The following is a 22,997-nucleotide window of genomic DNA, read 5'->3' as shown; positions in this document are numbered from 1 at the left end:
AGAGCTCGGGAGCATATAAATGAATAACGTAGAAATATTTCTTGGCGTCGGCATGTTTATTGCCATCGTATTGGCGCTAGTATTTATCATTATGTTTGCCAAGTCTAAATTGGTACCAAGTGGTGATGTAACTATCACTATCAATGGTGATCCAGACAAGGCAATCAAAACTGCACCGGGTGGCAAGCTACTTGGTGCATTAGCTGACGCAGGTTACTTCGTATCGTCTGCTTGTGGTGGCGGTGGCTCATGTGGCCAGTGTCGTGTAGATGTACACTCAGGTGGTGGTGAGATCCTTCCAACTGAACTAGACCACATCACTAAAGGTGAAGCGCGCGAAGGCTGCCGTCTTTCATGTCAGGTTGCTATCAAGCAGGACATGGAAATTGAGCTGGAAGAGTCGGTATTTGGTGTTAAGAAGTGGGATTGTGAAGTTATCTCTAACGATAACAAAGCAACCTTTATCAAAGAACTTAAGCTTAAAATTCCTAACGGTGAAAGTGTACCTTTCCGTGCAGGTGGTTATATTCAGATTGAAGCGCCAGCGCACCACGTTAAGTACAAAGAGTTCGATATTCCTGAAGAATACCGCGGTGACTGGGAGCGTTTTGGCTTCTTCGACATCGAGTCTAAAGTAGACGAAGAGACTATTCGTGCTTACTCAATGGCGAACTACCCAGAAGAAGAAGGCATTATTATGTTGAACGTGCGTATCGCTACGCCGCCACCTAATAACTTAAGCCTACCTGCGGGTAAAATGTCATCGTACATTTGGAGCCTGAAAGAAGGTGACAAAGCGACTATCTCTGGTCCATTCGGTGAATTCTTCGCGAAAGAAACTGACAACGAAATGGTATTCGTAGGTGGTGGTGCTGGTATGGCCCCAATGCGTTCACACATCTTCGATCAGCTTCGTCGCCTTAAGTCTAAGCGTAAGATGAGCTTCTGGTACGGTGCACGTTCACTTCGTGAAATGTTCTATACAGAAGACTTCGACGAGCTAGCAGCAGAAAACGATAACTTTGAGTGGCATGTAGCACTTTCTGATCCTCAGCCAGAGGACAACTGGGAAGGTTACACTGGGTTCATCCACCAAGTACTTCTTGAGAACTACTTGAAAGATCACCCTGCACCAGAAGACTGTGAGTTCTACATGTGTGGACCACCTATGATGAACGCGGCCGTAATCAACATGCTTAAAGATTTAGGTGTTGAGGACGAAAACATCATGCTAGATGACTTCGGTGGCTAAGGGTTTGATTTAAGAGCTACTCGCTTAAAAACTCAAGCATATTAAAAGGGGCGTAAGCCCCTTTTTCGTTGAAGCAAAACGCATAATGCACATAATAGCGATTGAGTAATGTGCATATTAGCTAAGGACAACATCGTGATTCGATTTGCTATTCGAATTTTCCTCGCCTTTGTTGCGGTAGGTATTCTACTTCTCGCAAGCTGTAGCGACGAAAAAACGCCTGTAGTACACCTGCAAGGGCAGACAATGGGCACAACCTACAATGTTAAGTACCTTGTAGCGGAGACACCGGTAGAAGGCTTACAAGCTGAAATAGATGCCCGTCTTGTTGAGGTTAACAAGATGATGTCTACTTACGACCCAACGTCAGAACTATCAAGGTTCAATCAATATCGCTACACCGACAATTTCGCCGTATCACCAGATACGCTAACCGTAGTTAACGAGGCATTACGCTTGGCTAACCTTAGTGGCGGAGTACTTGATGTTACCGTTGGCCCATTGGTTAATTTATGGGGGTTTGGACCAACTAAGCGCCCTGAAAAAGTACCAAGCCAGACAGACATCGACGATATTCGCGAATATGTGGGTTATAAGAAGCTGTCAACCACGCCTACAGGCTTAAAGAAAAGTCATCCAATGCTTTATGTCGACTTGTCGACTATTGCTAAAGGTTTTGGCGTTGATGAAGTGGCAGAGATCCTTGAAAAGCACAACATTGAAAACTACCTTGTAGAAATAGGTGGTGAAATGCGCGTGAAAGGTGAACGCGGTGACGGCAGTGAGTGGCTGATTGCCATTGAAAAGCCAGTTACCACTGAGCGTGCCGTTCAGAAAGTGGTGTCTATTGGTACTAATGCAGTCGCTACATCAGGAGACTATCGTAACTATTACGAAGAAGATGGTGTTCGTTACTCGCACCTAATCGACCCCACAACGGGCAAACCTATTTCTCATAATCTGGTTTCGGTTACGGTAATTCATCCTTCTTCAATGACGTCTGATGGTTTGGCTACGGCGTTTAATGTAATGGGATGGGAACAAGCGATAGCGGTTGCTGAGCAAGAACAACTCGCTGTATTCCTCATTCGTCGCACAGAAGACGGATTTGAAGAGTATGCATCGCCAGAATTTGATAAACTGGTCACAGTTCATAATTAGGGGGTAGCAATGTCTACATTCATTCTTGCTTTTGGTTTCTTTCTAACAATGGTACTGGCTATGGCCGTAGGTTACCTTTTTCAGAAAAAATCAATCTCTGGAAGCTGTGGTGGCTTAGGTGCACTAGGTATTGAAAAAGCCTGTGACTGTCCAGAACCGTGTGACCGTAAAAAGTCGCGCATGGAAAAAGAAGAAGCCCGCCAGAAAAAACTAAACGAGTGGAAGCAGAACCAAATTTTGTAATGCTTAACCCATCGTTGGTTTAAGGTTTAAAAGCGCTGTTTGATACTAATCGACAGCGCTTTTTTGTTCTGTGAGTATATCTATCTAGCTCGTTAACGTTGAGTTCTATTGAAGTTGCCGAACGATATCCATTGATTGATGAAGAACCCTAATTATTCTGATACCGTATTTGAACTTTCTAAAAACGATCATATGTTTATTCACATAGCTAGAAAAACACCCCCATTTAATATCATTTCTCGGTATAGCTAACGCCGAGTTGGCATCGTTTGCAAGCTCGATAAATCTTGACTCAAGGTCATCTAAATAATTATTGCGTTGCTCCTTGCCCCAGTACTCTTCGGTATAAACACCGATCTCATATAGATCATTGGCAGCAGCTTTTGAAACGCGGAATTTAGTCACTATCTACTATCTAGCCGTTTCTTAAGAGAGTCCATTGAAAAATTAATGTCGTCTTCACTTTGTTCTCCTTCTTCAATCAAGAGCCTCAGCGCATTTAACTTTGACGATGCGTCTTGTTCTTGAAGCAGTCTCAATGCAGCGCGAATTACCTCGCTTTGATTGTTATAATTGCCTGAACTTACCATCGCTTCGATAAATTCGCTCATACTTCTACTTGGTTGAAATGTAATTGTTCTAGCCATATGACAAACCCTGTAAGTAAATTACTTACAATATAGCCGGATCGTCTCACACTCGCAATTACGCCTAAGTAAAAGTAAGTGTTATTAATGGGCTTATTTGTATTAATTCCTGTTCAACATTGCCTTGAATCATGCGTGTGAGGCATCAATCTTATCAAGAATCGACAACGACATAGTGTAATTAAACGCTATTGATAATATACTGTCTTTTTGTACAGTTTCGTGTGAGCACGTTAAGATCAAAGGCAGGTAATGCGAAAAATTATCCACGTCGACATGGATTGTTTTTACGCCGCAGTTGAAATGCGCGACAACCCAGCCTTGCGCGATATTCCCATTGCGATAGGCGGCAGTGCCGACCGTCGAGGGGTTATTTCTACCTGTAACTATCCCGCCCGAAAATTTGGTGTGCGCTCAGCTATGGCTACAGCGTATGCTTTAAAGCTATGCCCAAACTTGACCCTCGTAAAAGGGCGCATGGATGTGTACGCTGCCGAGTCGCAAAAAATACGTAAGATATTTGCTGATTATACCGACCTCATTGAGCCTTTATCATTAGATGAAGCCTACCTAGACGTGACTAACAGTGAATTTTGCGGTGGCAGCGCCACGTTAATTGCTGAAGAAATACGTGAACGCATTAAAAATGAACTTGGGCTTACAGCTTCAGCAGGTGTTGCGCCTTGTAAGTTTGTGGCAAAAGTGGCGAGCGATGAAAATAAGCCCGATGGAATTTGTGTTATTACTCCTGATAAGCTCGATGAGTTTGTACGCGAAATGCCACTAAAGAAAATACCGGGCGTAGGCAAAGTCACCATGCAAAAGCTTCAGCGTATGGGGCTTAATACCTGCGACGATGTTCGCCAATACCCTTTTGAGCGCATTCAAAAAGAGCTGGGTAAATTTGGCAGTGTGCTGTGGGAGCGAGCTCACGGTATTGATGAACGTGAACTATCGGTATCTCGTGAACGCAAGTCTATTGGTGTGGAGCGTACGTTAAGCGAAGACATCCACACCTTCGAGCAGTGCATTGACTTCTTGCCACATTTATTTGAAAAGCTTCAAGAGCGAATGGAAAATCACAAGAAGCGAACGGGTAAGCCTGTACGTATTCGCACGCAGGGCGTTAAGCTTAAGTTTAACGACTTCCAACTAACTACGGTAGAGCACCGCTGTGCCACGCTTGATGAAGCGTATTTTCGCACGTTAATGCAGGAAGCCTTCGAACGAGCAACAGGCCGGGGTATTCGTCTTGTTGGCGTTCATATAGGTCTTGCTGCCGATCAATCAACACAGCAATTGGTGTTACCTTTTGAACCGATTTAGCCAATAAGCTCACTTGTTAAGTACTAACATGCAGTAGCCTCAATCTAACCACTTGTTATACTTAACGCACTGATACTATGCGATAGACTGACAGTTTTGTATTACCCGATTAAAGGCCAATCCCACAGAGTTTAGTTTCTAAGACCATTTAATCTTTGGCAAATGAAAGCGGTTGGCTAACCCTTACTATTTTTTCCACTTTAATGAAGGACGTTATGGACTCGAAAGAACTTAAAACCCCAGGTCGCTACAAGCATTACAAAGGTAATTTATACGATGTATACGAAGTGGCGACGCATTCAGAAGATGAAAGTAAGCTAGTGGTATACCGCCCATGCTACGGCGAAAAAGCGCTTTGGGTTCGTCCCCTAGAAATGTTTGTTGAGTCGGTTGAAAAAGACGGAGAAACACTCCCCCGTTTTGCTTATGTTGGCAATATTCCTGATGATGAAAAAATGATCTAATTGTGAAATTAGGTCATAGTGTAAGAGGTCTTTAATAAACAGGCTTCTTACAAGGAAATAATAATGAAAATTGCACCTCGTTTTAGCGCACACATTTTGGCTGCGTTTATTGCTGCGAGCCCTTTGGTTTATTCAACGATTAATCCCGCAAATGCACAAGATAGATTTGCCGATGTCGAAGTTAAAGCGACAGCGATAAAAGGCTCTGTGCACATGCTTACAGGTGCAGGTGGAAATATCGGCGTATCTGCTGGGGAAGACGGTGTTTTGATCATCGACGATCAATTTGCGCCGCTTGCAGAAAAGATAGCGGCCCAGCTTGGTGAACTCGGGAGTGACAAGCCAAAGTATGTGATAAACACGCATTATCACGGCGACCACACAGGCTCTAATGCGTTTTTCCACAGCCATAAAGGCGCGACCATTCTGGCGCACGAAAATGTGCGTGTTCGTCTAGCTAACGATGAAAAGATAAAACCGGAAGCGCTGCCAACTATCACCTATGAAGACGGCATAAAAATTTACTTCAATGGTGAAACCCTTCACGTGATGCACTTAGCGGTAGGCCACACCGACGGCGATAGCGTAGTGTGGTTCGAGCAACCCAACGTTATGCACACCGGCGACTTGTTCTTTAATGGTCGCTTTCCCTACATCGACCAAGGGGCTGGCGGTAATGTGGAAGGCTATATGGACTCAGTAAAACAGCTGCTTGCTAAAATAGACGATGAAACCGTTATTATTCCTGGCCACGGCGACATCAGTAACAAGCAAGAATACAGCGCATTTTTAGCTATGATCTCTGAAACGTTCAGCTACGTTAAGGCACTTAAGCAAGACGGCAAAACCCTCGATGAAGTTAAAGCGATGGGCTTAGACGATAAGTGGGCCGACTGGAGCTGGAATTTCATTAATGAAGAGAAGTGGATAACTACACTCTATACTGATGCCTAAATAGTATTGGTTACACGTTAATATCGAGCGAGTGTGCAGGGGAGTTTTCTTTACGACCCTGCAATTTCGTTAAAATGACTCTATCACTGGATTTTTGAGCACTAACTTCAAAGACAATAGGTTAGGAAACGCAGGTTTACGAGCACCAAGTCTAGGGGCTAAAGCTGCCAAACGTCTGCTAAGCGGTTTCTCGTATTTTAAGCTCAAAGGGTAGAACTTGGCTCGCTTGTTCAACGTCTTCGCCCTCAATTAGCGATATCAATGATTCAGCTGCCATTTCTGCCATCTTACGACGCGGGACTGATACGGTGGTTAGGGCAGGGTATATTGAGCGCGCAAAACTCAAGTCGTTGAAACCGCAGATATCGATATCCTTGCCAGGCTTGATACCTCGTCTATTACATTCCATCACCGCGCCAGCAGCAAGCTCGTCACTCACAAAAAATAGCGCATCAGTATCCGGCCATTTATGCAGTGTTTCTGAAAGAAGCTCAGCACCAGCTTGAAATGTGGCGTCGGCTCTAGAGGAAACATATCGCTCGGCGGACAACTCAGCATTGTCCAGTGCGGTTGCCCAGCCCTGCTTTCTCAATATTGCACGCCAATCTAAATACAATGAGCAAAAAGCAATGTTGCGGCGCCCTTTGTCGATAAGATGCTGGGTCATAGACTGGGCTGCTAATTCGTTATTTACCCCGTAGTTAATATCAAAAGGCTCACTAGAAATATCCATAATTTCGGCCACAGGCGTCCCTGTGGCTAGCAGCATTTTTCTCGTTTCTTCAGTGTGGCGCGTGGAAGTAAGAATGAATCCACTCACGTTCTGTTGAATGTAAGATTCGACAGTACGCTCCTCGCCAAGCTCGGTATAGGTCGAGTCGCCAATCATCAGTGCATAATTGGCTTTGTCGGCCACGGCCTTCACGCCTAACATCACATCGTTAAACACGTTGTTTCCAAAAGACGGAAGCAATAACGCGATGGTTCTATTATTGTCTGAGCATAATGATTGGGCGGCGCGGTTCGGAATATAGTTTAGCTCTCGCGCTGCATTTTTGATCTTAAGGGCGAGTGATTTAGAAATGCCACTAGAATTATTAAGCGCACGAGATACGGTAGTTTTGTGAACCCCCAAATGATTGGCTACGTCTGATATTTTTGTGCGTGACTTTTTTACCTTACTCATTTTTCGATCTTTTTATGTGCTGCTAGGTCCGCTATTCCGCGCGGAAGTGAGTGTTAATGTCGTGATGTTTAATTCGATATCAAAGGGCGTATAAAGTCTTCCGCCTGCAGAGAAACACACTCGAAAGTTTGTGTAACATCAATAATGAATGCGTTGTCTTTAGAAGGCAGCTCTAAGGCTGCAAACTGGCTTTCGAGCATAGCATCACCGTTAAAAAAATGCTCCCGTTGTTTTAATCGCGCACTAAGCACAGACTGTGACGCATGAAGGTAAATAAAGTGGCAGTGAGGCGCGATATCTTTGGTTAGCACGTCACGATAGGCTGAGCGCAGCGCTGAACAGCTTATAACCACGTTCCGGCCGGCGTGAATGTGTTGCTTGGCAATCATGTTTAACGTAATTAACCACTCCCATCTGTCTGCATCCTGCAGTGGTATACCTGAAGACATTTTTTCTACGTTTGCCTCGCTATGGTAACGATCTCCTTCTTCGAAAGGCATGTCAAAACGTTGGGCTAAATGCTGGCTCAATGTCGACTTTCCCGTTCCTGAAACTCCCGAAACGAAAAATACATGGCAATGGGTCATAAGCTTATCTCTCACATTAAAGTTCAGGAGTACATCAAGAGCGAGTTATTTGGTCTCCATCTTACTCATAAATATTAGTTTGGAAACCGGTTGCGTTCAAGGGGTGATTATAATAGTGTTACCAGATAGCTATCTTGTATTAATAAATTTTTAACATTGACTGGGTTTTTCAACTTAGCTTGTAAAGGTAGCGGGTGATTTCCGTATTATGGCTTCGTCAACATGAAGACAATGTCACTAACAGGTACCAGAGAGCACGTATGACCGATACTTTTTCCCTTCTTTTTGTCGCCATTTGTAGCATTGTGCTTCTCACATATTTAGTTGTAGTTAGAAAAGTTCATGCTTTTATCGCTATTCTTGTGGCAGCAGCGTTTGTTGGCCTGGGTACGGGAATGCAAGCGGCCGACGTACTGGCTTCCATGCAGTCAGGCATGGGCAACACGCTGGGATTTGTAGCGACCATTGTTGGCCTTGGTGCTATGTTCGGGCAATTCTTAGAAGAATCCGGCGGCATTGATAGGCTTTCGCAAACTATCAACAATAAATTTGGTGATAAGAATAGTCAGTGGGCGGTTGTGTTAACGGGGTTTCTTGTTGCTATACCTGTCTTCTTTGAAGTGGGGCTTATCATATTAATGCCTCTTATTTACTCGTTAGCAAAGAAATCAGGAAAGTCGCTTATTTATTACGGAATCCCGCTCACAGCAGGGCTCGCTGTCACCCACGCTTTTATTCCTCCAACACCAGGACCTGTAGCGGTAGCTTCAATTTTAGGGGCGGATATCGGCTTAGTCATTTTGTTTGGCTTTATCGTTGGTATTCCTTGCGCGTGTTTAGCCGGCCCAATTTACGCAACATTTTTAGCGAAACGCCTGCATGTACCTGTCCCAAACCATATCATTGAAGCTTCACATAAAAAGCCAAAGGAACTCCCCAGCTTTGGTTCAGTTGCGGCGCTACTGACATTTCCGCTAGTGGCTATTCTGGTGGGTACGTTGGCAAAGTTTACGCTTTCCGAAGGTGTCTTGAAGGAGGCGTTGCTATTTATTGGGCATCCCTTTATCGCTCTGACCATTGCAACCATTGCTTGTTTTAAAGTGCTAGGGAAGAAGCAAGGCTTATCAAGCGAACAAATTAGAAACATTGCATCAAGAGGGTTAGAGCCGGTTGCCTTAGTCATACTGGTGACAGGCGCGGGTGGCATGTTTAAACAAGTGCTCATCGATTCTGGGGCGGGGCAGGCCTTCGCCGATGTTGTCGCATTATCGCCGCTCCCACCATTGGCAGCCGGGTTTCTTATCGCAATTTCAGTCAGAATTATTCAGGGCTCGGCTACGGTGGCCATGTTAACGGCTGCTGGTTTAATGGGCCCTGTAGTGCAGGAACTGGCGTTTTCACCATCAGTACTCGCCCTGATGACAATTGCAATAGCGGCAGGCGCTACGGCCATGTCTCACGTGAACGATACGGGGTTTTGGATCGTAAACCGTTATTTTGATATTTCTGTGAAAGACACGTTTGTGTCTTGGACGTGTATGGCCACCCTAATAGGTTTTATTGGGCTTTTTCTCGTACTAATGCTTGGTTTATTTGTCTAATGTCCCAAGCGGCTCAGACCCACTTGAATCGTTTTTGTGGAAACCGGTTTCAGGTTTTTGCAGCTCAAATGGCTTTAAGATTCACCATTTGAGGCATTATTACTAAACGTCTGTATATAAAGCTGCTCTACTTTATCTCGCGCCCATTGGGTTTTTCTAAGAAACTTAAGTGACGATTTAATCGAAGGATCGTTATTAAAGCAGTTCACTTTGATGCGGTAATACAATCCATCCCATCCGTAACGCTCGTGAAGTTGCGTGACGATTTTCTCTAGCGTTAAGCCATGTAAGGGATTATTAGGTTGTTGATTCATAAAGTGCCGCTGCTTGTTCTAGATTAAGACCCTATTCTAGCACGAACCCACTTGCTGCGTATCAATGCGCTAGGCTTTACTTTCAATTGTTTCACCCGTAGGTATTTGTTTTGTGTTCGGTATCAAAGGTTGGCTAGCATCGTTCACTTTCGTCGATGGACTTCGCACTACTCTAGGCTTTCGCGGTGTTTTATAAAGCGGCCAAATAAGCTGTTCTTTCCAGTTGGCGTAAAACATCCCCTCAATACCGTATTGCGCAGGATACTGCCTGGTGATCTTAGCGGTACCAAATAGCACATCCCAGAAGAACAACAGATTTCCATAATTACCTTTGTAGTTGGTCACGCCGTCATCGGCTTTTAATCCATGATGCGCACTATGTGTAGAAGGCGTTGATATCGAGCGCTCAATTACCCAGGCTACAGGATGTAACCACCGAATACTGTACAGTGTTTTGTCCCATTTCCACTCTGCGTGGGCGCCGGTGATAACGGTAAGTTTAACCACCAAGTAAAAGGCATAGGTCCAACCCAATCCTAGGTAGATTAGCGCGCCGGAAAACCATAGCGAAGGCATAAACAGGTAATAGAAAAAATTATTTCTGTAAATAATGCGAACGCTCATGTACTTAGCGTTATGGTGGGCTCTATGTAAGTTGTAAAGAAATCGGGTGGAATGTGAGAGCCTATGCCACCAATATTGCATCATGTCATCGAAAATCAAAAGTAGCGCTATGTGCAAGAGAATAGGGGAATCTACAAGTATTCCCTGATATTGGGGAAATGCTAGTGCCATCATTGTTGCAGAACAAAATAGAACCAGTGGCTGAGTTACAATAAATAAGAGTAACGTACCTATCAGCTCTACTTTTCCATCATCGCTTACTTCTGTCGCTTTTTTAAATAGCTTACCATTCTTCGCTTCTAGCAAAGCAAACATAATAAAAACCGCTAAAATTGCCCATTGATAACCCATTGTAATGACTCCCACCAAGAGATTGTTGAGAGTGAATTTACATTGCGTTAACATGCAAGAATATATACTTGTATAGATTTGAATGTCATGTCTTACATTCACGGCAAGCAGCAAACCATTATGCCTGACGACTACGTCGAGCTTTGTTTGCCTTTTGGAACGCTAAGAACCTATGCGGCTACCTCGACAATTCACGATAGGGGAAGTAAAAACAAAGGGCTGTCTGTTGTGGTATCAGGAGAAGTAAAGATTGGTAATTATGGCCTGGACGGCAGTTATCAAATTACTACTGTATTGCAACGAGGAGATACGTTTGGCGAGTTCACATTGTATGCATCACTTGCAAGAACGCATCACGCTGAAGCACTAACGGAATGTAAGGTATTACAAATACCTGAACCTGCTTTTCGTTCTCTGACAAGCCAACATCCAGCGATTGCTGAATTCATCACCCGGTCACTGGCAATAAAGCTTCACTCGGCGCTGGAAAGGTTGGATGATATTCGACGCTTACCCACTCACGTCCAGTTAGCTAAGCTAATTTATCAATCGTATCTTACCTCTAAGCACGTCTTTATACCGTTAAGGCAAAGCGATTATGCTGAAAGATTGGGCGTTACCGTACTTACCGCACATAAATCATTAACGAAGCTGTATGATTTAAAGTTGATTGAAAAGCGCTACGGGGGCGTGGCAATTACCCAGGTCGAGCGACTGGAAGGTTTTTTGAAAGAAAGTTCGTCACTATTACCATTGTAAGAGTGGTTAATGTCCTCCACATGCGAGAGCGCCAAAAGACCCTCCCTCAAATTTATTCCACGCCCATGGCAACTCATGCATCAAGTATTACGCTGGCTTTAGCCCGCCTAAAATAATGTGCTGAATGTTGCTTAGCGTGCTCTCGAAGAAAGCGGGATCGCTTAAATCTTTGCCGGTTACGGCTTTGATCTGCACGCTGAAATCGGCGTAATGCTGAGTAATGGCCCAAATGCTGAATATCAAGTGTATAGGGTCAACAGGCTTTAGCTTACCCGCTTCAATCCATTCGATAATGACGGCGCTTTTCGCGTCCAGCAGTGTTTTGAGCGGCGTTTCTAATTCCTTTATCAACAGAGGGGCACCTTGTACCACTTCCATGCAAAAAAGCTTAGATTCAGCTGGATTGTCCCTCGACATTTCAAGTTTTACTTTAATGTAGTCGCTCAGGGTTTCTATAGGGTCTTGTTCTGCTGAAAAGCTCTGAAGGGGCGTTAACCACACATCTAAAAGGTGGGTAATAACCGATAAGTACAAACCCTCTTTACTTTTAAAGTAATACAGTAAATTACTTTTTGAGACATTCGCTAGTTCCGATACTTGCTCTACAGTGGTGCCACTCACGCCGTTCTTTGAGAACAAGGAAAGGGCAGCATCCATAATGCGAGTACGCTTTTCTAATAACGCTTTTTCTCTTCGCTTTTGCGTGGTCGGGCTAAATGCTCTCGCTGATTTCGTAATTGTTTGACCTTCAGATTTACTCACTACTTGTCTCTTCTTTACCGGAATTTCCGTGATCAGGCGCTTAGTTTACGTGGAGTTCTCGTCGCTATAAACCCATTTGCACAAATATGCACCAATTAAGTTCAATTGCACTGGACTTGGTGTTCCAAATTGAACCAATAAGTCCAATTTGGGTTGTTGAATTTTGTAAGTGACTGAAATTTATAGATTAAATAAATTGGCCTGCTTTATGCTGTTCACTAAGTATACCGCCACTTCAATGTTTTGAATTCGGCAACCTTAAAAAAAGCGGGATAAACCGCTTAAAACGCATACAAGCAGAGGTACAACATGGATATAGGTGTATTTATTCCGATTGGGAACAACGGCTGGCTAATTTCGAAAAATTCGCCTCAGTTCAAACCTTCCTTCGATCTCAACAAAGAGATTGTAATGAAGGCTGAAAAGTACGATATGGATTTTGCGCTCTCTATGATCAAACTGCGAGGGTTTGGCGGTGAAACCGAATTTTGGGACTACAACTTAGAGTCGTTTACGTTAATGGCAGGCCTTGCCGCCGTTACCTCAAAAATTCAGCTATATGCCACGGCTGCCACACTAGTCTTGCCGCCTGCAATCATGGCACGCATGGCCAGTACCATCGATTCTATCTCCAACGGTCGTTTTGGCGTAAACCTAGTCACTGGCTGGCAACGCCCTGAATACTCGCAAATGGGTATGTGGCCGGGCGATGAATTTTTCGGTAACCGCTATGAGTACTTGGATGAATACATTCAGGTAGTCAAAGAATTATGGGAAACCGGAAAAAGCGATTTTAAAGGCGAGCATTTCCAAATGGATGATTGCCGAATGCTGCCCAAGCCACAGCGAAAAATTCCACTTATCTGTGCCGGTCAAAGCGCAGCAGGCATGGATTTTTCTGCCCGTCATGCCGACTATAACTTTTGCTTTGGTAAAGGTGTGAATACACCAACCGCTTTTGCACCCACTGCAGCGCGCTTAACTGAAGCGGCCGAAAAACACGGTCGCAGCGTAGGTTCAGCGGTACTTATCATGGTTATTGCCGATGAGACGGATGAAGCCGCCATGGCGAAATGGGAAAGCTATAAAGACGGCAAAGATCAGTCAGCGTTGGACTGGATGGCAACGCAAGGAGCTGCTGATAAGACATCGGGTAAAGACACGAATATCCGCGATATGACCAACCCAACCTCAGCAGTAAACCTGAACATGGGGACGCTGGTGGGTTCCTATGAGTCGGTGGCCTCTATGCTTGATGAAATAGCCACAGTGCCGGGCTGTGAAGGTGTATTGCTGACCTTCGATGACTTCCTTAAAGGCATGGATGATTTCGGCACTAAAATTCAGCCGCTAATGAAATCCCGTCAGCATTTGCTTAGCACATCGGGAGCCGCCTAATGTCAGCCGGTGAAATATTTGAGGTCTCAGGGTGCTTTCAAGTGCGCCAGACGGGGCAGCCCGTACTGCCAGCTAAGCCCGAACCGTTGACGTTAAACCCTGCGGAAACTGCCGTTATTGTGGTGGATTTGCAAAACGCTTATGCCAGTAAAAACGGCTACTTAGACAAAGCGGGTTTTGATGTGTCCACTACGGCGCCAGTCATTCAAAATACCATTAAAGTGCTTGAAACAGCGCGGGCTGCAGGCATGCCTGTGGTGTTCTTACAAAATGGATGGGATGCCGACTACAAGGAGGCCGGCGGCCCCGGTTCGCCGAACTGGTATAAGTCTAATGCCCTTAAAACCATGCGCAAACAACCAGAGCTTAAGGGAAGTTTGCTGGCCAAAGGTACTTGGGATTACGCGCTTGTAGATGCGCTAAAGCCTCAAGATGGCGACATCGTTATTCCTAAAACCCGTTACAGCGGTTTTTACAATACTAATTTAGACAGCATGCTGCGCGCACGCGGTATTCGCAACTTAGTGTTTACAGGCATTGCAACCAATGTCTGTGTGGAATCTACGCTGCGCGATGGCTTTCACCTGGAATATTTTGGTGTGGTGTTGGCTGATGCCGCATATCAAGCTGGTCCACCGGATATTCACGAGGCGTCACTTTTCAACATTCAGACGTTTTTCGGGTGGGTGTCTACCACCGCGCAGTTCTGTGAAGTCTTTGAAGGGGCGAGTTAGATACTTTTTTCTTAGCCTCGACTAGCTACGGATATGAAATCAACGCGATAAGTCAGTTAGCACGAATTGAAGTAAATCATTTATAGGCGCTAGGCAGCAATGCATAGAAAGCGCAACGAAAAGGATAAGAACATGCCAAAGAAAGCCATTATTCCAGCAGGTACATCAACGCCAATAGCTCCTTTTGTTCCAGGCTCTATGGCTGACAATATTTTATATGTGTCAGGTACCTTACCGTTTGACGAAAACAACGACGTAGTCCACGTCGGCGACGCCGAAGCACAAACTCGCCACGTTCTAGAAACCATTAAAAGTGTTATCGAAGAAGCGGGCGGCACTATGGATGACGTCACCTTCAACTCAATTTTTATTACCGATTGGGATGACTACGCCGCGGTAAACAAGGTATACGCCGAGTACTTTCCAGGTGAAAAGCCAGCGCGCTACTGCATTAAGGTTGGGCTGGTAAAGCCTGAAGCCTTAATTGAAATTGCGTCTGTAGCACACATTGGGTAGGTGATTATGTTTGGACTTCCCGCGAACTGCGCCCACTGGTTCTATATAGGTGAGCTTTATGCATTCTGAAGTGCAGGCAAGCTACGCCCACATTAGCGGCGAAATGAACGGCGAAATGCGTAACAAGTTACATTACGAAATACACGGTCTGACGTCGCCCGACGCACCTACGATTGTGTTTAGTTCAGGTCTGGGCGGGGCAGCTAAATTTTGGCAGCCGCAACTGGGTGACTTTGCCCAAGACTACAGAGTGATCACTTACGATCACTATGGCACCAACAAAAGTGTGGGTGACTTGCCAGCGAATTACAGCATTTCACATATGGCGGATGAACTCGCTGCACTTCTTAGAAAACTTGAAGTGCAAGCGTGCCATTTCGTCGGTCACGCGCTGGGTGGTTTGGTGGGGCTTGAGCTTGCTTTGTCTAAACCTAAGCTTTTACAAAGTTTAGTGCTGGTAAATGCGTGGAGCAGTCCAAATCCGCACACATTGCGCTGCTTTAATATACGCAAAGCGTTATTGGCGGCAGGCAGAAAGGACATGTATTTGCAACTTCAGGCGCTGCTGCTGTTTCCGCCTGATTGGATAGCCGCGAATGCCGCCCACTTGGCAGAGGAAGAGGCGCACTTACTCAACCATTTCCCTAACGAGGAAAACTTGCTCGCCCGCATTGGTGCCCTTAGTACGTTCAATATTGATAAGAGTTTGTACGCCATCACCACACCAACGTTAGCGCTAGCCAACAAAGACGACACCTTGGTGCCGTGGCAGCGTTCACAGATGTTGGCTGAAGCTATGCCCAACGCCGAATTGTCGGTCATGGAATACGGCGGGCATGCATCAAGCATTACAAACCCAATTGCGTTTAATGAACTGCTTCGCAGCTATTTAAGGGAATTGGCCTAACGTGAATATGACACTGCATCAGGCTTTGGGGTGTTTTTCAGCTGATGAGGCGAAAACTTTCTAAGCAAGCTGCAAGTACAGCGTCAACGCTAAAGCAGCTAAAAATGGGCTAAGCGCAGAAATCGAGAACATAGCGCAGTGCTTAAAAAATTTGATAAAACTGGAATGGATTTACAATGACTGATACACAAAATACAGAGTTGAAAGCAACTAGCCCACTTGATGAAGCTGGACTAGCCCAACTCTTTACTGATGCGCATACCCACACCAAATGGCACGACAAACCTATTTCAGAAGCCGTGTTGAAACAGCTGTACGATTTGGTAAAAGTAGGCTCGACATCTGCAAACTGTAGCCCAGCGCGATTTGTTTTTATTACCTCAGATGAAGGGAGAGAAAAGCTCAAACCTTGCCTTTCAAGCGGTAATGTTGAGCAAACCATGGCCGCACCCTGTACGGTTATAGTGGCCTACGACGAAGAGTTCTACGAAGAGCTTCCTACGTTATTCCCTTATGCAGATGCGAAAAGCTGGTTTACTTCAAGTCCAGAAGCGGCCTATGAGACCGCCATGCGCAATAGCTCTATGCAAGGGGCTTACTTAATAAGCGCCGTTCGCGCCCTAGGCCTTGACGCTGGCGCCATGTCTGGCTTCAACCCCGCATTACTTAACGAAACTTTCTTTTCAGATAGCACGTGGAAGGTGAATTTCTTACTGAACATTGGCTACGGCGATAAAGAGAAAGTACATAAACGCTTACCTCGCTTAAGTTTCGAGCAAGCCTGCCACATCGTGTAACGCCAACTTAAAGGATATTTGTATGACTATTACAGCAATAAAAAACGCAGTAACAGAAGTGCTTCCCCCGGTGACTCCCGAAGCTTATCGAGAAGGTATGTCGAGTTTAGCGGCAGCGGTAAACGTCGTTACAACCATTGGCCCAGAAGGGCGTGCAGGCTTTACGGCGACCGCCGTATGTAGCGTAAGTGATAACCCTGCAACCTTATTGGTTTGTTTAAATCGCGGTGCATCTGTACATCAGATATTTAAAAACAGCACGCATTTGGTTATCAACACCCTTACTTCACAGCATCAGTTAATTTCAAACACATTCGGTGGTAAAGCGCCCATGAACGAACGCTTTGAAATTGGTGATTGGGTTGAATCGACGACTGGCTGCCCAAGGCTTGCCGATGCTGCAGTAAGCTTCGATTGCATAATTACAGACGTTAAAAGTGTGGCCACTCACGACGTTATTTTTTGCCAGGTAGTGGATATCAAGCAAGACCCAGAAGCCGACGCCCTTTTATATTATCAGCGCGGCTATCACAGCGCTTGTAAAGACGTATAACTAAAGGATTAGACAAATAATGAAAGTAGTAGGCCACTTTATTAACGGTGAAACCTGTACCCCAAAGGGGCGCATGCAAGATGTTTATAACCCAGCGACGGGCGAGGCAGAAAAACTGGTTTTACTGGCGTCAAAAGCGACGGTAAACGACGCTATCGTCAGCGCGCAAAATGCGTTTGTTGAGTGGCGCAATACGCCAGTGAGTAAGCGCGCTCGCGTTATGTTCAAATTTAAAAGCTTACTAGAAGAACATGCCGATGAAATTATTGCGTTAATTGGTGCGGAGCACGGCAAGATAAGCCACGACGCGGCAGGCGAATTACAGCGCGGTATCGAAAATGTTGAGTTTGCCTGCGGTGCACCCCAGTTGTTAAAGGGCGAACACAGTAAAAATGTTGGGCCAAGTATAGATTCATGGAGCGAGTTTCAGCCTCTTGGCGTAGTGGCGGGAATTACACCATTTAACTTTCCGGCCATGGTGCCCCTTTGGATGTTTCCGCTTGCCATTGTATGCGGCAACACCTTTGTTTTAAAACCCTCTGAGCGAGATCCAAGCTGCGCTATTTTCCTAGCAAAGCTACTTAAAGAAGCTGGGCTACCCGACGGCGTTTTCAACGTCATTAACGGCGACAAAGAAGCGGTTGATCAAATATTTGATGACGAGCGCATTAAAGCGGTGAGTTTTGTGGGTTCAACGCCCATCGCCGAATACATCTATTCGAAAGCCAATGCTAATGGCAAGCGCTGCCAAGCATTAGGTGGCGCTAAAAACCACGCTATTGTGATGCCCGATGCCGACATCGACAACGCAGTGAATCAGCTTTTAGGTGCTGCTTTTGGCTCGTCAGGCGAGCGCTGCATGGCGTTGTCTGTCGTGGTTGCCGTAGGCGACAAAGTGGCGGATGAAATTGTAGATAAAATGCAATCAGCCATGAAAAGCTTAAAAGTAGGAGCTTTTGACGATGCGACTAACGATTTCGGCCCACTGATTACACTTCAGCACAAAGAGAAAGTAGAAGGCTACATAACCAGCGCGGCTGAGCAAGGGGCTGATGTGGTCGTTGATGGCAGAGACTCTTGCGTAAAAGGCTACGAAACGGGGTTCTTCTTAGGTGCAACGCTTATCGACAAGGTTACGCCGGAAATGGCCAGCTACAAAGCTGAGATTTTTGGCCCTGTACTACAAGTTATGCGCGTTAACAGCATGGAACAAGCCATGCAGCTCATTGACAGCCATGAATACGGCAATGGTACGTGCATTTTCACCCGAGATGGCGAGGCTGCTCGCTACTTCTCAGACAATATCCAAGTAGGCATGGTAGGCATAAACGTACCGCTGCCAGTGCCCGTGTCTTATCACAGCTTTGGTGGTTGGAAGCGCTCACTCTTTGGTGACCTTCACGCATACGGCCCGGATGGCGTACGCTTCTACACCAAACGCAAAACCATTACTCAACGTTGGCCTTCAAGCGGCATTCGAGAAGGAGTGAGCTTTTCATTTCCAAGTTAATGTCATGGCGTATTGACCTTGATTAACCATAAATGACCATAAGAACTTTGCCCACGCACGGTAACTATTAAGCCTTTATGGCGCAAAGTTGTTCGCAGCAGGTAAAAGAACAGAGATTTTAGGCTCAGCCATGAGCCATCAATAATAACAATTTAAAACCGCAAGCCTTTGGCAGTTCCTCTCCAGTCCTGCCTTAGGTTTGCACCCCAGTGGCAATCGATATGCAGTTCACGTCGACCGTTACTCTTATAAAAATATCGGGACAACACCGCCGCAAGGCTTGTTAAAAAGAACTATAAACGAGAGTAAAACATGCATACGTTAAACACACACAAGCGTCTGCTGGCGTTAACCGTAGCTATGGCGTTAAGTACGCCAGCGGCCTTTGCTGCAGAGAATGTTTGGGAAAGTATTGAAGTTACCGCGCAAAAGCGCAACGAGAATATAAGCGATGTAGGGATCGCTATTACTGCGTTTTCTGGTGAACAATTAGAGGCACTTGGCCTTGAAAGCAGTACTGAGCTTATCGCGTTTACCCCCGGCGTATCGTTGGCCGGTGATATCGGTGGTCAGCGTGCTATTTTCAATATTCGAGGCGTGGTGCAAAACGATTACGCTGACTTGGCGGAAGCGCCGGTGGCGGTATACGTTGACGGTGGCTATTTAGCCAGTACCCAAGCACAAACCTTTGGTTTATTCGATGTGGCTCGCATCGAAATTCTTAAAGGCCCACAGGGAACATTATTCGGAAGAAATGCCACAGGCGGACTGGTTAATACGGTTACCGCCAAGCCCACTGCAGATACAGAAGGCTACGCGGAATTTACTGCCGCACGTTTCGAGCAATACCGCTTTGAAGGGGCCATATCAGGCGAACTAGCAGACGGTATTTATGGCCGCTTTTCTGGGTTTACTAATCAGCAAGGTGAGATACTAGAGAATATTTATGAAGACGGTGCTGCACCCGATACCCGTTTAGGCTCTGTGGGAGGCGGGGAAAATGGGTACAACGATGATACTAAAGCGTTTCGTGCTCAGCTGCTGTTTGACATTGGCGAAGAAGGCTCGCTGCTACTAAGCGGTAACTGGTCAGATACAACCAAAAGTGAAGGCCCGTATCAGGTGGTGAACACCACCGAGATAAAAGATGCCGACGGCAATGTGATTGACGTTATTTATGCTGCTGACGACCCGCTTGGCTGTGACACTATTCAAGCGGGCGTGTGCGTAGACGGCAACTTCAATGGCGATCCTTTCCGTCCTGTGCAAGGCGGCGACTTCAACGGTAACTTCGACCCTGATGGGTCGGGCAATAAAGTAAATAAAGACTTTGCCTTTGACGATCAAAACAAGATCAAGTCAAAAGGCCTCGCGGCAACATTAGACTATGCATTTGAAAGCTTCGATTTCTTCGCCATGTCTGATTTCAAAGAGTTTAAACGTACCGTTGGCCTCGACTCCGACCAAACCGCGTCACCCGAACTTATTTTTCAATCTAACAGCACCATAGAGCAGTTTAGCCAAGAATTTCGATTCTCAGGTGAATCCGCAGACTTAAAGTGGGTTGGGGGGCTTTATTATCTGTCTATCGATACGGACTATAGCCAAGGCTTGGCGGGTTCACCCACCACCTTTTTCTTAGGCGGTGAAGAAAATAACACCCTGGTGTCTCTTGAAACCGAGTCATATTCTGTATTTGGGCAAATAGACTATAGCTTGACCGACGACCTTGTTCTGGTTGGTGGGTTACGTTACACCCGTGAAGACAAAGACTTTGTAGGTAATGTGTATCAGAACGAGAATACTAACGACCGCGTTATCGAAATTGACACCACTACGACGTCTTTAGAAACTTTGGTCGATTCTAACGATCAAAACCTGTGGTCGGCCAAGCTACAGCTGGAATACAGTGTGGGTAATAGTTTGTACTATGCAGGCATCAATCGGGGCGTAAAAGCGGGGAGTTTCAATGCCCCGCTTCAAGGAGGTTTCAGCTTGTACGAACCTGAAGAACTTACTGCGTATGAAGCGGGTTTAAAGCACAGTTTTATGCAGGGAAGCGGCGTTTTTAATGCCAATGTTTTTTATTATGACTACAGCGATTACCAGTCGTTTTCGTGGGTGAATAATGCGGGGGTGGTGTCAAACGAAGAAGCCTCATTTAGCGGCGTTGAATTAGAAGTGTTCTTAACCCCGACAGATAGCTTAGATGTTATGGTTAACTTTTCATATACCGATGCAGTGGTTGAAGACTTAGAAGTGGCTTCTGGGTACTTTGCTGATACAACGCCGCCATTCACCCCAGAGTATCAAGCGTCTGCCATGCTTCGCTATAACTGGGACGCCTTCGACGGCAATATGGCAGCCCAACTGTCAGCCAATTATCAGTCGGAAACCTTTCACAATGCGCGGAATTTTACCGCTCATGAAATTGATAGCTATGCCACGGCTGATACTCGTTTAACCTGGGTAGACGCTGAGGACAAATGGCTAATAGCGGCTTATGTAGATAACCTGTTTGACTCAGACCATGAATTGATTGGCTTTGACGTAACTGGTTTTTATGGAACCAGCCAGATTTCCTATGCGAAGCCTAGGACGTATGGCGTAACGGTAAGACGTAATTTCTAATTAGCGTAGTTGCGCTTTGTTTAACAATATAAAGCGTATCACCTACTTCTAAAAAGAAACGTGCGTAGCTAACCTAAATACCGACGTAGCAAAACGGTATTTAGGTTTTGCGTTAACAAAGCGCGCGAAGCGGCAGTATTTTTGCTTTTCTTTTTTGCTAGGGGCTGTTGACCTTTGTTGTTCACCAAAGATCAGCAGGCTCCAATAAAGGTTAGCAGCGAGCCTCTAATCTAATCGTTTCGCCGTTGAGAGTGCTGATGCATTTTTTAACCTACCGCTTTGCCGAGCATGACGCTGTGTAAAAAGAAGCAACAAGTAATAGCAAACCCAATAAGGAAATAGATCGTGGATAATACCAACAATCAAACCATGACAAAACCTTCCCATTACGATGGCGATTTATGGAATGAAGATTTAGCGCCAACCAACGCGGAAACTAGAACGTGGGTATGGAAAGACTATGCGGCATTGTGGGTTGCCATGGTGGTGTGTGTACCCACCTATCTTTTGTCAGCAGGTTTGGTTTCTGAAGGTATGAACTGGTACCAGGCAGTAATAACCGTGCTGTTGGGAAACATTATCGTGCTCGTACCCATGATGTTAATAGGCCATGCGGGTGCCAAATACGGCTTACCTTTTCCTGTTTTGTTACGTAACGCATTTGGCACTAAAGGCGCGAAAATTCCTGCATTGGCTCGTGGACTTGTGGCATGCGGGTGGTTTGGAATTAACACATGGGTAGGCGGCAGTGCTATTTACGTTATTTTAAACAGCGTCAGCGGCGACGCATTTGTGGGGCAAGCGTTACCGTTTTTAGGTATCGATATCACTCAAACTCTGTGCTTTTTTGCCTTTTGGGCGATGCACTTAGTTTTTATTAAGCACGGCACCGAATCTATTCGTTGGCTTGAAACTTTTGCTGCACCATTTTTGATCTTAATGGGCTTAGCGCTTCTTGGTTGGGCATACGTTAATGCTGGTGGGTTTGGCGAAATGTTGTCAACGCCGTCTCAGTTTGTTGAAGGTGGAGCCAAAGAAGGGCAGTTTTGGACAGCCTTCTTCGCGGGCTTAACCTCCATGGTAGGCTTCTGGGCAACCATGGCTTTGAACATTCCCGATTTCACGCGTTTTGCAAAATCACAAAAAGACCAAATGTTAGGCCAAGCTATTGGCTTGCCATTACCCATGGCGCTATTTGCCTTTATCGGTGTAGCGGTAACGTCAGCAACGGTCACCATTTATGGTGAGGCCATATGGGACCCTGTTGCACTTGCCGGTCGAATGGGCGGCATGGGTGTAGTGCTGGCACTTGCTGCGTTAGCACTTGCCACGTTAACCACAAATTTAGCCGCTAACATGGTAGCCCCAGCTTATGGCTTTTCGAATATGGCGCCTTCGAAAATAAGCTTCAAAATGGGCGGCTATATAACCGCTGGTATCGGCGTCGCTATCTTCCCTTGGAAGCTTCTTGAAACCGCGGGTGGCTACTTATTTACGTGGCTTACGGGATATTCTGCGCTACTTGGCCCTATCGCGGGTATTCTAATTGCCGACTATTTTATCTTAAGAAAATCGACCTTAAACATAGATGCGCTATTTCAACACGCTGGCGAATATGGCGCGAACAACGGTTGGAACATGGCGGGTGTGACTGCGCTTGTTATAGGCATTTTACCCAATATCCCCGGGTTTCTTCACGCAGCTGGGTTTCTAGAAAGCG

Annotated in this window: 24 protein-coding genes; 17 read left to right on the top strand and 7 right to left on the bottom strand. The window is 45.7% G+C overall.

Going from position 1 to position 22,997, the window contains the following annotated elements:
* Nucleotides 1-19: 19 nt before the first annotated feature.
* The 3 genes from nqrF to nqrM all read left to right on the top strand — a co-directional run bounded on the left by nqrF (nucleotide 20) and on the right by nqrM (nucleotide 2,656).
* Nucleotides 20-1,252 carry an NADH:ubiquinone reductase (Na(+)-transporting) subunit F gene (gene nqrF, locus BIZ39_RS13345; RefSeq protein WP_187447203.1) on the top strand — a complete coding sequence of 411 codons (1,233 nt, stop codon included), beginning with the start codon at nucleotides 20-22 and terminating at the stop codon, nucleotides 1,250-1,252.
* 135 nt (nucleotides 1,253-1,387) lie between these two features.
* Nucleotides 1,388-2,413: an FAD:protein FMN transferase gene (locus tag BIZ39_RS13340; RefSeq protein WP_187447202.1), complete on the top strand. Its 1,026-nt coding sequence runs from the start codon at nucleotides 1,388-1,390 to the stop codon at nucleotides 2,411-2,413.
* Nucleotides 2,414-2,422: 9 nt separating this feature from the next.
* Nucleotides 2,423-2,656, top strand: a complete 234-nt coding sequence (gene nqrM, locus BIZ39_RS13335; RefSeq protein WP_014950791.1) for a (Na+)-NQR maturation NqrM — start codon at nucleotides 2,423-2,425, stop codon at nucleotides 2,654-2,656.
* A 105-nt stretch (nucleotides 2,657-2,761) separates the two neighbouring features.
* On the opposite strand, the gene BIZ39_RS13330 is transcribed toward nqrM, so the two are convergent.
* Entirely contained in the window at nucleotides 2,762-3,061 is a 300-nt protein-coding gene (locus tag BIZ39_RS13330) for a type II toxin-antitoxin system RelE/ParE family toxin (RefSeq protein ID WP_014977463.1), read from the bottom strand.
* Nucleotides 3,061-3,303 (bottom strand): type II toxin-antitoxin system ParD family antitoxin, encoded by a 243-nt coding sequence (locus BIZ39_RS13325; protein WP_044583775.1) that lies wholly within the window; start codon nucleotides 3,301-3,303, stop codon nucleotides 3,061-3,063. The genes BIZ39_RS13330 and BIZ39_RS13325 overlap by 1 nt, the downstream gene beginning before the upstream one ends.
* Before the next feature lie 252 nt (nucleotides 3,304-3,555).
* Between BIZ39_RS13325 and dinB the strand changes: the two genes are divergently transcribed.
* The 3 genes from dinB to BIZ39_RS13310 all read left to right on the top strand — a co-directional run bounded on the left by dinB (nucleotide 3,556) and on the right by BIZ39_RS13310 (nucleotide 6,047).
* A complete protein-coding gene (gene dinB / locus BIZ39_RS13320) occupies nucleotides 3,556-4,629 on the top strand; it encodes a DNA polymerase IV (RefSeq protein ID WP_014950790.1) in 1,074 nt (357 codons plus the stop codon).
* Nucleotides 4,630-4,844: 215 nt separating this feature from the next.
* Nucleotides 4,845-5,093: a DUF1653 domain-containing protein gene (locus BIZ39_RS13315; protein ID WP_014980364.1), complete on the top strand. Its 249-nt coding sequence runs from the start codon at nucleotides 4,845-4,847 to the stop codon at nucleotides 5,091-5,093.
* Nucleotides 5,094-5,156: 63 nt separating this feature from the next.
* Nucleotides 5,157-6,047 carry an MBL fold metallo-hydrolase gene (locus BIZ39_RS13310; protein WP_187447201.1) on the top strand — a complete coding sequence of 297 codons (891 nt, stop codon included), beginning with the start codon at nucleotides 5,157-5,159 and terminating at the stop codon, nucleotides 6,045-6,047.
* 178 nt (nucleotides 6,048-6,225) lie between these two features.
* On the opposite strand, the gene BIZ39_RS13305 is transcribed toward BIZ39_RS13310, so the two are convergent.
* Both BIZ39_RS13305 and BIZ39_RS13300 read right to left on the bottom strand, forming a co-directional pair.
* The gene (locus BIZ39_RS13305; protein WP_014950787.1) at nucleotides 6,226-7,233 is read right to left on the bottom strand and encodes a LacI family DNA-binding transcriptional regulator; all 1,008 of its coding nucleotides are present in this window, start codon (nucleotides 7,231-7,233) and stop codon (nucleotides 6,226-6,228) included.
* Between the two features lie 68 nt (nucleotides 7,234-7,301).
* Entirely contained in the window at nucleotides 7,302-7,820 is a 519-nt protein-coding gene (locus tag BIZ39_RS13300) for a gluconokinase (protein WP_187447209.1), read from the bottom strand.
* 260 nt (nucleotides 7,821-8,080) lie between these two features.
* Between BIZ39_RS13300 and BIZ39_RS13295 the strand changes: the two genes are divergently transcribed.
* Entirely contained in the window at nucleotides 8,081-9,421 is a 1,341-nt protein-coding gene (locus BIZ39_RS13295; protein ID WP_014980360.1) for a GntP family permease, read from the top strand.
* Between the two features lie 74 nt (nucleotides 9,422-9,495).
* Here BIZ39_RS13295 and BIZ39_RS13290 read toward each other — a convergent pair whose 3' ends face one another.
* Together BIZ39_RS13290 and BIZ39_RS13285 are read right to left on the bottom strand one after the other, a co-directional pair.
* The gene (locus BIZ39_RS13290; RefSeq protein ID WP_014950784.1) at nucleotides 9,496-9,735 is read right to left on the bottom strand and encodes a VF530 family DNA-binding protein; all 240 of its coding nucleotides are present in this window, start codon (nucleotides 9,733-9,735) and stop codon (nucleotides 9,496-9,498) included.
* Nucleotides 9,736-9,804: 69 nt separating this feature from the next.
* On the bottom strand, nucleotides 9,805-10,710 hold the full coding sequence (locus BIZ39_RS13285; RefSeq protein ID WP_187447200.1) for a sterol desaturase family protein: 906 nt from the start codon (nucleotides 10,708-10,710) through the stop codon (nucleotides 9,805-9,807).
* An 87-nt stretch (nucleotides 10,711-10,797) separates the two neighbouring features.
* On the opposite strand from BIZ39_RS13285, the gene BIZ39_RS13280 reads away from it, so the two are divergent.
* Nucleotides 10,798-11,469 (top strand): Crp/Fnr family transcriptional regulator, encoded by a 672-nt coding sequence (locus BIZ39_RS13280; protein WP_014977456.1) that lies wholly within the window; start codon nucleotides 10,798-10,800, stop codon nucleotides 11,467-11,469.
* A gap of 87 nt (nucleotides 11,470-11,556) precedes the next feature.
* Here BIZ39_RS13280 and rutR read toward each other — a convergent pair whose 3' ends face one another.
* On the bottom strand, nucleotides 11,557-12,231 hold the full coding sequence (gene rutR / locus BIZ39_RS13275) for an HTH-type transcriptional regulator RutR (RefSeq protein ID WP_014950781.1): 675 nt from the start codon (nucleotides 12,229-12,231) through the stop codon (nucleotides 11,557-11,559).
* Nucleotides 12,232-12,540: 309 nt separating this feature from the next.
* On the opposite strand from rutR, the gene rutA reads away from it, so the two are divergent.
* The 9 genes from rutA to BIZ39_RS13230 all read left to right on the top strand — a co-directional run.
* Nucleotides 12,541-13,629, top strand: a complete 1,089-nt coding sequence (rutA, locus tag BIZ39_RS13270; protein ID WP_049586948.1) for a pyrimidine utilization protein A — start codon at nucleotides 12,541-12,543, stop codon at nucleotides 13,627-13,629.
* On the top strand, nucleotides 13,629-14,363 hold the full coding sequence (rutB, locus tag BIZ39_RS13265) for a pyrimidine utilization protein B (protein ID WP_049586947.1): 735 nt from the start codon (nucleotides 13,629-13,631) through the stop codon (nucleotides 14,361-14,363). The genes rutA and rutB overlap by 1 nt, the downstream gene beginning before the upstream one ends.
* A gap of 132 nt (nucleotides 14,364-14,495) precedes the next feature.
* Nucleotides 14,496-14,879 (top strand): pyrimidine utilization protein C, encoded by a 384-nt coding sequence (gene rutC / locus BIZ39_RS13260; RefSeq protein WP_014950778.1) that lies wholly within the window; start codon nucleotides 14,496-14,498, stop codon nucleotides 14,877-14,879.
* Between the two features lie 58 nt (nucleotides 14,880-14,937).
* On the top strand, nucleotides 14,938-15,786 hold the full coding sequence (gene rutD, locus BIZ39_RS13255; RefSeq protein ID WP_222936592.1) for a pyrimidine utilization protein D: 849 nt from the start codon (nucleotides 14,938-14,940) through the stop codon (nucleotides 15,784-15,786).
* A gap of 176 nt (nucleotides 15,787-15,962) precedes the next feature.
* Nucleotides 15,963-16,583, top strand: coding sequence for a malonic semialdehyde reductase (locus tag BIZ39_RS13250; protein ID WP_187447199.1), 621 nt, complete (start codon nucleotides 15,963-15,965; stop codon nucleotides 16,581-16,583).
* 22 nt (nucleotides 16,584-16,605) lie between these two features.
* Nucleotides 16,606-17,136 (top strand): flavin reductase, encoded by a 531-nt coding sequence (locus BIZ39_RS13245; protein ID WP_187447198.1) that lies wholly within the window; start codon nucleotides 16,606-16,608, stop codon nucleotides 17,134-17,136.
* Nucleotides 17,137-17,155: 19 nt separating this feature from the next.
* The gene (locus BIZ39_RS13240; protein ID WP_187447197.1) at nucleotides 17,156-18,646 is read left to right on the top strand and encodes a CoA-acylating methylmalonate-semialdehyde dehydrogenase; all 1,491 of its coding nucleotides are present in this window, start codon (nucleotides 17,156-17,158) and stop codon (nucleotides 18,644-18,646) included.
* A gap of 312 nt (nucleotides 18,647-18,958) precedes the next feature.
* Nucleotides 18,959-21,277, top strand: a complete 2,319-nt coding sequence (locus tag BIZ39_RS13235) for a TonB-dependent receptor (protein ID WP_168534466.1) — start codon at nucleotides 18,959-18,961, stop codon at nucleotides 21,275-21,277.
* Between the two features lie 345 nt (nucleotides 21,278-21,622).
* Nucleotides 21,623-22,997, top strand: a 1,375-nt coding sequence (locus BIZ39_RS13230; RefSeq protein ID WP_187447196.1) for an NCS1 family nucleobase:cation symporter-1, incomplete at its 3' end; no start/stop codon positions are given.

This window comes from Alteromonas sp. BZK5 (assembly GCF_014349115.1).
Lineage (GTDB): Bacteria > Pseudomonadota > Gammaproteobacteria > Enterobacterales > Alteromonadaceae > Alteromonas > Alteromonas macleodii.
Note: the sequence above shows the minus strand (reverse complement) of the source record. Positions and strands in the feature narration are given on the sequence as shown.